The sequence below is a fragment of the Chitinophaga polysaccharea genome (genome assembly GCF_007829335.1).
In the GTDB taxonomy this organism is placed as follows: Bacteria; Bacteroidota; Bacteroidia; order Chitinophagales; family Chitinophagaceae; genus Chitinophaga; species Chitinophaga polysaccharea_B.
This window is the reverse complement of record NZ_VIWO01000001.1, coordinates 715,197-728,949: the sequence shown is the minus strand read 5'-3', so window position 1 is coordinate 728,949 and position 13,753 is coordinate 715,197. Positions and strand designations below refer to the sequence as shown.

At 46.5% G+C, this 13,753-nt stretch carries 10 protein-coding genes; 7 read left to right on the top strand and 3 right to left on the bottom strand.

Going from position 1 to position 13,753, the window contains the following annotated elements:
• Window positions 1–75 precede the first annotated feature (75 nt).
• The 4 genes from dinD (at window position 76) to tamL (ending at window position 8,707) form a co-directional block, all read left to right on the top strand.
• The gene (dinD, locus tag FHW36_RS03105) at window positions 76–717 is read left to right on the top strand and encodes a DNA damage-inducible protein D (protein WP_222428983.1); all 642 of its coding nucleotides are present in this window, start codon (window positions 76–78) and stop codon (window positions 715–717) included.
• Complete coding sequence (locus FHW36_RS30660) at window positions 692–913, top strand: hypothetical protein (RefSeq protein WP_222428982.1); 222 nt, start codon at window positions 692–694, stop codon at window positions 911–913. The genes dinD and FHW36_RS30660 overlap by 26 nt, the downstream gene beginning before the upstream one ends.
• Before the next feature lie 266 nt (window positions 914–1,179).
• A complete protein-coding gene (locus tag FHW36_RS03100) occupies window positions 1,180–6,255 on the top strand; it encodes a translocation/assembly module TamB domain-containing protein (protein ID WP_145662059.1) in 5,076 nt (1,691 codons plus the stop codon).
• A complete protein-coding gene (tamL, locus tag FHW36_RS03095) occupies window positions 6,239–8,707 on the top strand; it encodes a translocation and assembly module lipoprotein TamL (protein ID WP_145662056.1) in 2,469 nt (822 codons plus the stop codon). Before FHW36_RS03100 ends, tamL begins: the two co-directional genes overlap by 17 nt.
• Window positions 8,708–8,766: 59 nt before the next feature.
• On the opposite strand, the gene FHW36_RS03090 is transcribed toward tamL, so the two are convergent.
• Window positions 8,767–10,503, bottom strand: a complete 1,737-nt coding sequence (locus FHW36_RS03090) for a thiamine pyrophosphate-dependent enzyme (RefSeq protein WP_145662053.1) — start codon at window positions 10,501–10,503, stop codon at window positions 8,767–8,769.
• Between the two features lie 141 nt (window positions 10,504–10,644).
• On the opposite strand from FHW36_RS03090, the gene FHW36_RS03085 reads away from it, so the two are divergent.
• Both FHW36_RS03085 and FHW36_RS03080 read left to right on the top strand, forming a co-directional pair.
• Window positions 10,645–11,169, top strand: a complete 525-nt coding sequence (locus FHW36_RS03085) for a DUF2867 domain-containing protein (protein WP_145662046.1) — start codon at window positions 10,645–10,647, stop codon at window positions 11,167–11,169.
• A 49-nt stretch (window positions 11,170–11,218) separates the two neighbouring features.
• Window positions 11,219–11,614 carry a septal ring lytic transglycosylase RlpA family protein gene (locus tag FHW36_RS03080; protein WP_145662043.1) on the top strand — a complete coding sequence of 132 codons (396 nt, stop codon included), beginning with the start codon at window positions 11,219–11,221 and terminating at the stop codon, window positions 11,612–11,614.
• 1 nt (window position 11,615) lies between these two features.
• On the opposite strand, the gene FHW36_RS03075 is transcribed toward FHW36_RS03080, so the two are convergent.
• Together FHW36_RS03075 and FHW36_RS30405 are read right to left on the bottom strand one after the other, a co-directional pair.
• The gene (locus FHW36_RS03075; protein ID WP_145662040.1) at window positions 11,616–12,212 is read right to left on the bottom strand and encodes a type 1 glutamine amidotransferase domain-containing protein; all 597 of its coding nucleotides are present in this window, start codon (window positions 12,210–12,212) and stop codon (window positions 11,616–11,618) included.
• Window positions 12,213–12,234: 22 nt separating this feature from the next.
• Window positions 12,235–12,393: a hypothetical protein gene (locus FHW36_RS30405; RefSeq protein ID WP_186452287.1), complete on the bottom strand. Its 159-nt coding sequence runs from the start codon at window positions 12,391–12,393 to the stop codon at window positions 12,235–12,237.
• A gap of 84 nt (window positions 12,394–12,477) precedes the next feature.
• Between FHW36_RS30405 and FHW36_RS03070 the strand changes: the two genes are divergently transcribed.
• Window positions 12,478–13,737, top strand: coding sequence for a DUF3472 domain-containing protein (locus tag FHW36_RS03070; protein WP_186452286.1), 1,260 nt, complete (start codon window positions 12,478–12,480; stop codon window positions 13,735–13,737).
• The last annotated feature ends 16 nt before the right edge of the window (window positions 13,738–13,753 follow it).

The window sequence follows — 13,753 nt, the reverse complement described above, 5'->3', positions numbered from 1 at the left end:
ATTAACCATTACCATTCTCCACAGTTTTATCTTCATGCCTCACAATTTTGTGAGATCATTTTAAATCTTCTTTTCATGAAAAAAGAATTGATTGATGCGTTGTTTGCTCAGTTTGAGCAGGCGTGTTATTTACATCAAGAGGTAGAGTGCTGGAGTGCGCGGGAATTGCAACCCATTCTTGGCTATCAAAGATGGGAAAACTTCTTTAAGGTTATTGAAAAAGCGAGAATCTCTTGCGAAAACAGCGGGGTGGCTATTTTGGATCATTTTCGTGATATCACGAAAACGATAAATACACCAAAAGGAGGCCAAAGAGCATTGCAAGATTTTGCCCTCACCCGCTACGCCTGTTACCTCATTGCTCAAAATGGCGACGCTCAAAAAGATCCGATCGCGTTTGCGCAAACCTACTTTGCCGTTCAGTCCCGCAAACAGGAAATCATTGAAAAACGATTATTGGACATTGACCGCATTAAAGAACGGGAAAAATTGTCCCGGTCAGAAAAAATACTATCTGGTATCGCCTATGAAAGGGGGGTGGATGAAAAAGGATTTGCCAATATCAGGTCTAAAGGCGATAAAGCACTATTTGGCTGGTTTTCCACCCACGACATGAAGAAAAAACTGGCGGTACCGGACAATCGGCCCCTGGCGGATTTTCTTCCAACATTAACAATTCAGGCCAAAAGCATTGGCAACAGGTATCACCAGCCATAACGTCATCGAAAAAAACCTTCACGGCGAAGCCAGTATTACGGATGAACATGTAGATAACAATACCGCCGTTAGAAAATTACTGCTCGACCGCGGTGTCAAACCAGAGAATCTTCCCAGATCGGAAGATGTTGATAAGGTAAAGCGAAGAATTAAAAAAGAAAACCAACAAGCCCTTAGCCAATCATCAAAAAAATAGGCCGCAATAATTCCCGTCCGATCCATCTTTAGTTTCATCAATCGCGGTATTTTAGGTCCCTTCCTTTTACTATTTTCCCAAAATAGTGTGTCCGTTACCGTATTTAATGTATTCTTGCAATAACTATTTCATTCCTATATCCTACAGGTATGGATTTTGTTGTACCCCCCGGCGTGGGCCCCGGTTACACTATCCTACCGGCAAAGTAAACTATAAGCGTGCTTTTGCGTTTATATTCTGTAATTGAATTTTTGTAATATAACCTAGTGACAGAACCAGCAGAAACCGGAGAAAAACACGGCCGCCCCTGGTGGCGATGGCTAATATGGATAATTGTTGCGGTGCTCCTTTTGCCCGTAATGGTCGTTTTATTGTTACAACTGGATGGCGTTCAAAACTACCTGAGACAACAAGGGGAACTATACCTGCGAAAAAAATTACACACTAAAGTACAGATTGGTTACCTCAGGGCACGGGGCTGGCAGTATCTCGAACTCCGCAATGTGTATGTGGCCGACACTTCCAACCAGGCGCTATTATATTCCGGCTCCCTGAAAGTGCACTATAACCTGCTATCCCTGATCAGCAACGAGCTGAAAATCGATAAGCTGGAATGGGATACCCTGGTAATAAACGTTTACCGGCATCCCGGTGACTCCACCTTTAACTACCAGTTCGCGGTAGATGCTTTCGTCACCCCATCTTCCAAACCGGATACTATCTCCCCCAAAACCGGGACTACCATGCAGTTTCTGCTCAAGGATATTTCCCTCCGCAAAGTCAAAATGAGTTATCTCGATGACCCCGGCGGCATGCATGCGGTACTCACCTGGGATAATCTCCAGATAGATCCGGACGACCTGCTAATAGATGATGGCATTTATGCATTTAGAGGCATTACCCTGGATGGATTGAAAGGCTTTTTCCGCCAAACCTATACCGGGCCTGCCATTACCACGGCTGCACCGCCACCACCACCGGCAGATACCAACAATGCCTCCCTGCACCTGCTGCTGAAAAAACTTCAACTCAATAATAGCAGCTTTGTATATGCAGACGACGGGATAGGTATTAACACCGCCTGGCATATAGGCGCACTATTACTACGAAATAGCAGCCTGGATCAGGATTCCACCCGCATACAGGTAGGAGATCTGGCCATCAGCAATACCCATGGTATGCTGATGATGGTTCCAGGAAAAGACACCGTGCCGTCCACGCCCAAAGACACCACTCCCAATGCCTGGCAGGTATTGGCTACCCAGATAAACCTGGATAAGCTGTCCATGCGCTACGACAACGGTGGTCCGGCCCCGAAAGCTGCTGGCCCCGACCCGGACTATAATCACCTGTTCCTGACCCGCTTCTCCAGTAAAATCCATAATATCCGTTATGCACCCGATAGCATCTCCCTGGATATTAAAACGCTGGCAGCCCAGGATAAATCCGGTTTTGCTATCCATAAAGCCAATATGGATATCCTTTTTACACCTCATTCCCTGGCGCTTCGCAACTTCCTGCTACAAACCAATAAAAGCATTCTTCGCAAACAAATACTGGTAACCGTTCCCTCCTGGTCAGGTATTTCCAATAACCTGGATCAGCTGGGGCTCGATGCCAATCTCGACTCCGTACACATAGCACTGGGAGAGTGGTTGCCCTTTGTTCCAGATGCCCGCAAAAACAAATCTTTTGCGCCATTGTGGAAAAAAGAACTAACAGTAGCGGCTATACTAAAAGGTACCCTGGGAGAACTAAACATCAAACAACTGTACCTCAACGATCAGCAAGGGAACTTAATCAAAGCCAACGATGGCCAGGTGTTGCATGCTACCAACACTAATCTTCTCAACGCCAATCTGCCTAATCTGTATATACAATCCGGTAATAAAGCCCTGCGCTCATGGCTGCCTGCAGGTACACTTCCTGATACACCCCGGCTTCCGGAGCATATACTGATCACCGGTATGTTTAAAGGGGGTATTAAAAATCTTGTCACGCAGCTGCAACTGAAAAGTGACTATGCCAACGCCAATATCAATGCTCAACTGGTAAACATTACAGATAGTATCCGTAGTAGCTACACCATAAGCATCCCTTATTTCCGGGCCAATCCGGGCATTATGCTCTATGACACCACCATGGGATGGGTAGCCGGAAAATTGAGCGCTACCGGGGAGGGCTATACGTTGAAACAAATGGCCGCTAAAGCCAGTCTCCAGTTAACAGAAGCTACCTATAACACCTATACGTATAACGACATTAATATCAACGCCGGCATTGACAAAGGAACATTCGATGCCCAGGGAGAGAGCGCCGATAGCAATGTGGAAGCCACTTTCAATATAAATGGCCAGTTGTCGGATACTACGATTCACAACCTGAAAGTAGATATGGCCTTGACCAAAGCTGACCTCTTCGCCACACACTGGTATACCGAACCATTGACACTGCAAGGCAACCTGTTGGCCGATTTCAGCAGCATTGAACCCGAATGGGTAGAAGGAAAGGCCTTCCTTACCAAATGGCAAATTGCTACCAAAGGCCAGGTGTTTCCATTAGACAGTATTTCCCTGCTTGCACAGTATACAGACCAACAATACATTACGCTCAAAAGCCCATTGGGACTAATAAACGCCAATGGACATATTGACTATAGAAAAGTAGGCAGCGCATTTGCCGGGGTTATTAACAAACCCCTGTTGCCAGCGGATTCCAATAACATCAGCATTCCCACCGGTCAGCAGCTGACCTGGAACGCCTCGCTGATATGGCCTAAAAACCTGCAGGGCCTCATGCCTGCCCTCCACATGGAAGTGCCGCTGGTAATGAACGGGCGGCTAAACAGCGACAGTAGCCTCCTGGCATTGAGCGCCAATCTGCCGCGGGTTAAATACGACTCCTTGCAGATAGATAGCCTACGCTTGTTTGCCCGGATTATAGATACCTCCATGCAAACCTACGTGGCGCTCTCGCGGATGCAACACCCTTCTTTTCCTCTTTATCATACTTTCCTGAAGGCCACAGCCAACACCGGCAAAGTCGACTTCGACCTCGAGCTGGATGACGTAAAACGGCGTCCCAAATATCAACTGGGCGGCATCTTTACCTTCCTGAAGGAAAATGCTATGGAGTTATCACTTAAACCGGGACTCCTGTTAAACAAACAAACTTGGATGGTAGCCGACAACAATATCCTCCGCATTAAAAATGGCGCGCCAGATACGGCGAACATCAAGCTATCGCATGGCGCCCAATCTATACAGATAGCTACCCAACCCGACAGCAGCGCGGTTCCTGCGCTACAGGCAAATATTGCCAATTTCCAGCTATCTACCATTACAGGCCTGCTGGCTACAGATACCTTGCTGGCCAATGGTATACTGAATGCTGACGCCACGGTACATAACTGGGATAAGTCTCCGCTGATACACGCCAACCTGAATATCGACAGCCTAACGGTAAAGAACACATGCATGGGAAATCTCCACGCCAATGTGGAAAATACCAGCCCATCTCAATACCAGTTAACGGCTGATCTGACAGGCAACGACAACGATATCAAAGTAAATGGTACTTACGACAGCATCATCACTGGACAATTGAATATCAACAAGTTGAATATGGCAGCACTGGAGCCCTTTACAATGGGCAACGTTACCCGGATGTCGGGTAGCGCCAACGGCCAGTTCAATATCTCGGGAACGGCTTCAGCTCCACAGGTAACCGGCCATTTACATTTCAATAATGCTCAGGGCATGGTGACCATGATTGGCAGCACCTTTCATCTGCCCGATGAAGATATCTTGATTGACGAAAACGGGATACAATTGAATAATCTTGTTATCGCCGACAGTCTCAACAATGAGCTGGTAGTGGATGGTCGCATCAATACAAAGGACCTGACCAACTATCGCTTCAACCTGAATGTTACGGCCGACAATTTTATGGCCCTGGGCAAACAGCAAAGCCCCGATCAATGGATTTATGGCCCCGCCTTTATCGATAGCAAAATAAAAATACGAGGAACCCTGGACCTCCCGCGGATCGATGCCACGGTGAAGCTCCGCGATAAGTCCAGCGTTACTATGATGCTGCCACAGGATGAACCCGGCCTGGCAAATAGGGAAGGAGTGGTAGAATTTGTGGATATGTCAAACCCGGTCGATTCTGCCATGCTGGCCAAACGAGACAGCCTCAAATACCATACTACCCGCCTGAAAGGCATGTATTTATCCGGTAACCTGGAGATTACACCTGAGTCCATTCTCAAAATCATCATCGATCAGCAAAACGGTGACTTTGTACAGGCAAAAGGTACCGCCAACATCAATGCCACACTGGACCCCAGTAGCAAAATGAGCCTGACCGGCCGGTACGAAATAACAGAAGGTAAATATGAAATGTCGCTGAACCAACTAATCAAGCGCGCTTTCGATATTGAAAAGGGTAGCTCCATTACCTTCAACGGCGATCCTACCAATGCCGACCTGGATATCACCGCCAAGTACACCGTAAACGCGCCCGCATATGACCTCGTAGCCGACCAGCTGCAAAGTATGACGCAGGAACAACGCAATATGTATAAACAGCGTATGCCGTTCCTGGTATACCTGATGATCAAAGGTAACCTGGCCAAACCAGATATCAGCTTCCGCCTCGATCTACCAGAAAAAGACAGGAACACCCTGAGTGGTACCCCATATAACCGCCTGAAACAAATTAACCAGGTGCCGTCCGAATTAAACAAGCAAGTGATGGGACTCCTGGTGCTCAACACATTTATTCCAGACGACCCAATGAGCACCCTGGATGCAGGCTCTGGCGGAGGAGTGGGACAGGCAGCTAAAAACAGCGTGAGTAAAATTCTCTCTCAACAGTTAAATAACCTGGCTGGTAACCTGATCAAAGGTGTTGATCTCAACTTCGACCTGCAAAACCAGGAAGACTATTCTACCGGCACTGCCCAGGAAAGCACCAACCTGAAAGTCGGCGCTTCCAAACAGCTGTTCAACGACCGTTTAACCGTTTCCGTTGGTTCCAATATCATGTTGCAGGGTACCCAACAAAATGCCAGCTCCCTGATAGGAGATATCTCCCTGGAGTATAAATTAACCCGCGATGGACGCTATAGAATTCGTGTGTATCAACGCAATGACAATACCACGGTGATTGATGGACAGGTAGTAGAAACTGGCGTAGCCTTCGCCCTGGTAATGGACTACGACGAGTTCCGGGAAATTCTGCAGCGCTCCAAAGCAGCGGTCACCAGGCAGAAACTACGCGATAAGAAAAAAAATAAAGATAATAATACGACTACACCCGATGGGAAAAGCAAGTAACCATATCATTCTCTGTACAGTATGTTGCCTGGTATACCTGGTAATCAGTTCCTGTAGCACCACACGCAGTGTGCCGGAGGGAGATCGCCTGTATACCGGTAGTGAAGTGAAATGGCTCAATGATACCGTTACCCATAAAAAGCCTAAGGACTATAGCTCGCTGGTAGAAAACCTGGAAAAGAGAATCCGCCCCAACAGAAATCGCAAATTCCTGGGAATGCCCATCAAACTTTGGTTATACAACCTGGGCAAAGAACCTAAGGGAAAAGGGCTGAATTACCTGTTTCGTAAAAAATGGGGAGAGCCGCCCGTACTGCTAAGCACTGCCAAGCCCGATTATACTTCAAAAGTACTGGAAGAATACCTGGTCGATAATGGCTACTTCCAGGCTGATGTAACATCTGCCGTTAAATTTTCCGGTAAGAAAAAAGCATCTATTACCTACACCGCCACCCCCAATCATCGCTATACTATCAAGAGCGTTACCTTCATCACAGATACCAGCGCCATTGGGAAAACTGTTGCCAATACCAAAGAAGAAAGCTCGCTGATTGTAGGTCGGCCCTATTCGCTGGATTCCATAAAGGCCGAACGGGAACGTATACACGCAGCACTGAAAGAACAGGGCTATTATTATTTTACGCCAGATTATTTGTTGGTGCAGGTTGATAGTACCAATAGCGGAACAGTAGACCTGTATGTGAAAATTAAAGATAATACGCCCCAGCTCGCACTACGTCCATATCGTATGCACGACATTACGTTATTCCCCGATTACTCGCTGGATAACGATTCTACTTCTACGCTCGGTACGCCCGTAAAATATAGAGGCATTTATATTGTTGATTCGGTGAAACGATTTAAAACCAGCACCTTCAACCGTTCCGTATTTTTACGTCCCGATAGCTTATACCGACTCAGCTCTCACAATATCACCCTGCAAAGGCTGATCAATCTGGGTGTTTTCAAATTTGTAAAAGGCCAGTTTACACCTGTAAGAGATACCTCTATTCATAATATCACCGGAGGCAATCCCAATGCGGTACCTGGTAGGAGAGATAACTCCTCCCGGAATTTTATCCGGCGGGATTCTCTCCATCTCAGGGATTCTTCCATGGCCACCAACTACCGCGCCATGGTTAATAACCGCGTATCGCTCGACAGTGGCTGGCTGGATGCTAAATTCTACCTGACTCCCTACAAACGGCGCTCCCTGCAAACAGAACTCCGGGGTACCTCTAAGTCCAATGGATTTATTGGATCCCAGATACAGATAACGGCTAAAAATCGCAACTGGCTTCATTCTGCTTCCCTACTGGAAATAGGATTGAGGGGTGGTATGGAATGGCAAACCGGTAATAAATCTTCCGGCGCTTCTAACTCTTATGGGTTGGGGGCAGAAGTAGCGGTTACCTTTCCCCGGTTTATTACCCCCATCAAAGGGTTTAATATCCGTACTCCTTATGTTCCTAAAACCCGCATAAGCGCCAGCTATGAATTATATAGCCGAGCCGACCTATATAACCTTAACGCATATACATTACAATTGCAATACCTGTGGCAGAAATCGCAATACCTCAGCCACATCTTTGCTCCTATCGCCATCACTTACGTACTACCAACGAAAACAACAGCCGCCTACGATAGTATCCTGGCCAACGATCCCAGTCAACGATCTGCGATTGAAAAACAATTTATTCTCGGTGGTAACTATACCATCACTTACAATAATCAACGGCCCAACCAGGTACACAATTTCTATCTCAGCGGTAATATTGATATCTCCGGAAACCTTGCTGGGCTGGTCATTCCAAGGAATGATACCGGGCAAAAAACGATATTAGGCAACTCATTTGCACAATATGAAAGGTTCACCCTAGAAGGGCGCCACTATTGGCATATCGGCAAAGGAAAGCAATGGGTGAATCGTTTGTTAATCGGGTACGGATTGCCCTACGGTAACTCTTCCACACTGCCATTCGTGAAACAGTTCTTCACTGGTGGTAGCAGTAGCATCCGGGCCTTCAGAGCACGTACCCTCGGACCCGGGTCGTATCATAACAAAGCAGTAGATACCACTGCCTTGCTGGCCAACGAAGCGGGCGATATTAAACTGGAATTCAACTCAGAGCTCCGCGTACACGTTGCCAGCGTATTCAATGTGGCCGCCTTTATCGATGCCGGCAATATCTGGCTGCAAAAAGATGTGCCAGACAAACCTGGCAGTAAGTTTACATTTAATACTTTCTACAGGGAAATAGCCGTTGGTGGCGGCGTGGGGTTACGCATTGATGCGTCTATCGTTGTGGTGCGCCTGGATCTGGCGATGCCTTTGCGCATTCCTTATCTCCCGGAAAATGAACGCTGGGTCATTAATAAAATCAACTTCGGCGATCCCGAGTGGCGCAAGAAAAACCTGATCTTAAATATTGCCATCGGGTATCCGTTTTAAAAATATTAGTATTTACGGGGAGATGCCTTATAAAGGACATCTCCTCGTAAATACACTCCTTACAACACATCTTTCAGGTGCTTGTAGTTCGATTTCACCGCCTCAAATACTTCGTCATACCGGCCACCTAATATCAGCTTTCCCATCCACAATGCATATCCTTTCATTTGTGAGAACGCTATCTTCGGTGGCATTGCCAGCGATTCGGGATTGGTAAAGATATTCACCAGCACAGGCCCTTCTGTTTTACCCGCTTTGGATAATATACTTTCTACTTCTTCCGGCTTGTGAATGGAAAAAGCGGTGAATCCCATCGCTACAGCTACCGCAGCAAAATCGGGATTTTCCATATTCGTTTGCCAGTCAGGAAGCCCTGCAACTTCCATTTCCAGTTTCACCATTCCTAGCGCGCGGTTATTAAACACAATTACTTTTATCGGTAGTTTATACTGCTTAATCGTCATCAAATCGCCTAAAAGCATTGTTAAGCCGCCATCGCCGCATAAGGCAAACACTTCCCGGCCCGGCTGCGACAGCGCGGCGCCTATTGCCTGGGGCATTGCATTGGCCATAGAACCATGATTAAAGGATCCCAGCAACGTACGTTTTCCTGTTCCCTCCAGGTACCGGGCCGTCCACACATTCGTCATCCCGGTATCTACCGTAAAAACGGCATCATCCGCTGCAATCCTGTTAAGTACGGTGGCTACAAATTCTGGACTGATGGCATCTTCTTTTCCGGTATCTTCTACATAGATCTGCATTTTCTTCTTTACCTCCCTGTAAAATGCAAGCATACTGTCCAGGAAGTCGCTATCCGTATGCTCTTTGAGCAGTGGCAGTAATGCTTTTAGCGTATCTCCTATATCCCCGCAAAGCCCCATTTCCAGCGAAGCGCGGCGACCCAGTCTTTCCGGTTGTATATCTATTTGTACTATTTGGGTGTCTTCCGGAATAAAGGGCGTATAAGGAAAATCTGTTCCCAGCAGCAATAATACATCTGCTTCATGCATGCTCCTATAGGCAGAGGCCAGTCCCAGCAAGCCTGTCATACCTACTTCATTAGGATTGTTGTACTGTATTCCCATTTTGGCCCGGAAGGAATAAGCGATCGGTGCCTTCAACACCTGCGACAATGCTACCACCTCATCATGGGCTTCTACAGCACCCAAACCGCAATAAATGGCAATTTTTCCGGCATCGTTCAACAATGCTGCCAGCTGTTGCAAATCAGCAGGAGAGGGACATACTACTGGCCGGGGATGATACAACCGGGTAGCAGTAGGAATATCCCTGGCATCCGCCGCAGCTACGTCTCCCGGCAATCCCAATACAGCTACACCATGCTTATGCACCGCATGTTGTAAAGCCGCCTGCATCATCCTGGGCGCCTGTTCCGCAGTAGCCGCCACCTGGTTATAACAGCTACAGTCATCAAACAACTTGATTGTATTGGTTTCCTGGAAATAATCACTGCCAAACTCATTGGTGGCGCAGGTAGAAGCAATCGCCAATACCGGCGCACCAGAACGATGCGCATCATATAAACCGTTAATCAGGTGTACATGCCCCGGCCCACTGCTTCCGGCACAACAGGCCAGCCCATTTAACTGTGCCTCCGCACTGGCTGCATAAGCACCCACTTCCTCGTGTCTTACATGTATCCACTGTATCCTTCCGTCACGGCGAACCGCATCATTAATGTGATTTAAACTGTCGCCGGTAACAGCATAAATACGCTTAACGCCGGCATTCGCCAGCATATCAACCAATTGATCTGCCACATTTTTTGCCATAAAGTTCTGATTTTCTGATGTACCTGGATAAAACAGTCCTGTTTTCACATTGTTCAACCTGCCAGCACTAAATAATCATCGCCTGCTATAAAAATTATTTGCACTCCGGGCGTATCTTTATAAAAAGAAAAGCATACTGCTATGATTGCTTTCAAATCTTCTCTTCCAGGAAATTCCCTGCTCTATAAACATCCGAGTGTGGTCCATTATAAAGATTCTTTTGCGGCCAATATTCCCGTCACCCAACCAGTGAGCATAGAACAAACTGGCAATGCTTTTTTCTCTTCAACACCTTCCTGGGTAAAGAAGTTAATGCACATAAGAGATGGCATTGTGCGCCAGATGGGACTTAAAACAACACCACACCGCAAAAACAGGCCGCAACTCGCATTTGTTCCTGGCGAAAAGGCCGGTATTTTTAATATCCTTGATAAAAATGACCAGGAATTAATCCTGGGAGAAGATGATAAGCATCTGAATTTCAGAGTATCACTCTACCTCCAGCCGTTAGATTCTACTTCACAGCAACTGGTATGTACTATTACGGTTCACTACAATAACACCTGGGGGAAACTTTATTTTTTCTTTGTCAAACCCTTCCACCGGCTCATCGTTCCTGCTATATTGAAAAATACAGTTTATCAATTACGGACATCCGCTCAATGAAAGCATGAAAAAATGCTTTATTTTTATAGCATCGCCTAAATCGCTATCAATGAAACCTATCCCTTCTCGCATATTCCGTAGCTGGTGGTTACTGCTCGTTACTTTACTCCTGGTGGTTACTTCTTCGTGTAGCCGGAAAATTGTTGAAAAAGGGAAAGCATCCTACTATGGCGATTCTTTCGACGGCAAACGTACCGCCAGTGGGGAAACCTTCCGCCAGCGAGGATTAACAGCCGCCCATAAATCATTACCATTTGGCACACGCGTTACCGTCACCAATGTAGCCAATGGTAAAAGCGTGAAAGTCCGCATCAACGACAGAGGACCGTTTGTTGCTGGCCGAATCATAGACCTATCACATAAGGCCGCCTCCAAAATAGGCATGCTGAATACCGGCATTGCGAATGTGGAAGTAAAATACAAGAAGAAAAAAAGCAAAAAATAAATCACCCCAGCGGGTCAACACCTCCTTGCCTCTTATCATTACTTCTTCCCGTGTGTGGCCCTTCCATGAATTCCTCTATCATCTTCTTACAAAATGCCGGCAGATCTTTAGGCGTACGACTTGTTACCAATCCCTGGTCTGTAACCACTTCTTCATCTACCCACAACGCCCCCGCATTCTGGAGGTCGGTTTTTAACGATTTATAAGATGTCACTTTACGTCCATCCAATTCTCCCGTTTCTATAAGCGTCCATGGACCATGACAAATAGCCGCAACTGGCTTTCTTTCGTCGAAGAAACCAGTAATGAACGAAATCACCTGGTCGTTGGTACGTAAGTGATCCGGGTTCATAACTCCTCCCGGCAGTACCAGCGCATCATAGTCTTCTGCCACTACCGAACCAATCTGCTTATCTACCGGGTAGTCCTTACCCCATTCTTCTTCTGCCCAGGCCTTTACGGTCTTCTCCTCCGGTGATATAATATCTACTGTGGCTCCTGCATTCTTCAATGCTTCCACCGGCTGAGTCAGTTCTACCTCCTCAAATCCATTAGCCACTACGACTGCTATTTTCTTGTTGGTTAATTGCTTTTCCATATGATACGTTTTTAAGTTGTTTTTAAATGCTGCCTTCGGCAGATAAATACCTTGTCCCAACCCTCCGCATGCTCAAAAATAATTCCCGTTGCCAACTCAATACCAGTACGCTGTTGTAATCGTTCAGTGCGACTGACGATTGTACATTTTTCTGCGCATACTGCGTTAAAAATCCACGCATTCTCATCCGTTTGTAATTTTTTGCCGGCAAGATTGCATTTAGAAACAGATGCTGCTTTATTTGTTGACTTACAACTCAAGAACAATGAAACAAAAAACCTTACTGGCAACATTGCTGGCGATTTGCCTGGCCAGCCATCACATCTTTGCGCAAGCACCCACGGTAATGCTTCCTGGCTTTAGCGCCTACGCCGATCCGGCAGAAGAAAATGTGGAGATCAACTATAAAAATGGCGTTGTCGATTGGACAGGTAATAGTAACACGGTCAATTTTTACTTCTACGTAGCCACAGCTGGTACACTACAGGTGTCACTTCAGGCAAAATCCGATGCTGAAAGCAAAATTTCTGTGTCTGTAAATGGAATAGAAAAAACAATTAGCATTCCTAACAATAATGACTATGCCAATGTTCCGGCATTGCAAACAAAAATTAAAACACCGGGCTTCTATTGTGTATCGCTTAAAGGTATTACTAAAACAGGAAAAGTATATGCAGATGTAAAAGGTGTTACCCTCAGCGGCACTGCCACCAAGAACATTCAATACAATCCCAAACCTTGGCGCCGTGCGGCTTCGGTACACTTAAACTATCCGGTTCCCGAAGGGAAAAATGTTGAATGGTTTTACGGAGAAATTAAAGTACCAGCCGGAGAAGACAAACTGGGTACCTATTTCATGTCTTGCGGATTTCATCGCGGATACTTCGGTATGCAGGTAAATTCTCCCACCGAAAGAAGAATTATCTTTTCTGTTTGGGATGCAGGTGGAGAACCTGACGAACGCAACAAGGTGAAATATGAAGACCAGGTAGTTATGCTTGCAAAAGGCGACAGCGTTATTGCCAGCGGATTCGGAGGAGAGGGCACTGGTGGCCATAGTCATTGGGTATATGATTGGAAGGCGGGTCAAAACTATCGTTTCCTGATGCACAGCGTACCTTCCGGTACTACCACAACTTATACCGCTTACTTCTATGTTCCCGAACATCATGAATGGAAGCTGATCGCCAGTTTCCGCGCACCTAAAGATGGTAAATACATGGGCCATCTTTATTCCTTCCTGGAAAACTTTTCCTTCGAAAATGGCCACCTCGGGCGCAAAGGCTACTTTGGCAACGAATGGATTAAAACCAATACCGGCGAGTGGATAGAACTCACCAAAGCGAAGTTCTCCAACGATGCCACGGCTAAAGCCAAAGACCGTATTGATTACGGCGGCGGCTCAGAAAACGGCTGGTTCTACCTCTGGAACAGCGGTTTTAAACCTGCCAATGCCCAATACGGTGATCTCTTCGAACGCCCTGCTACCGGGACAGCTCCGGTGATTGACCTTCCAAAATTCTGATGACTCTTTTAAAGAA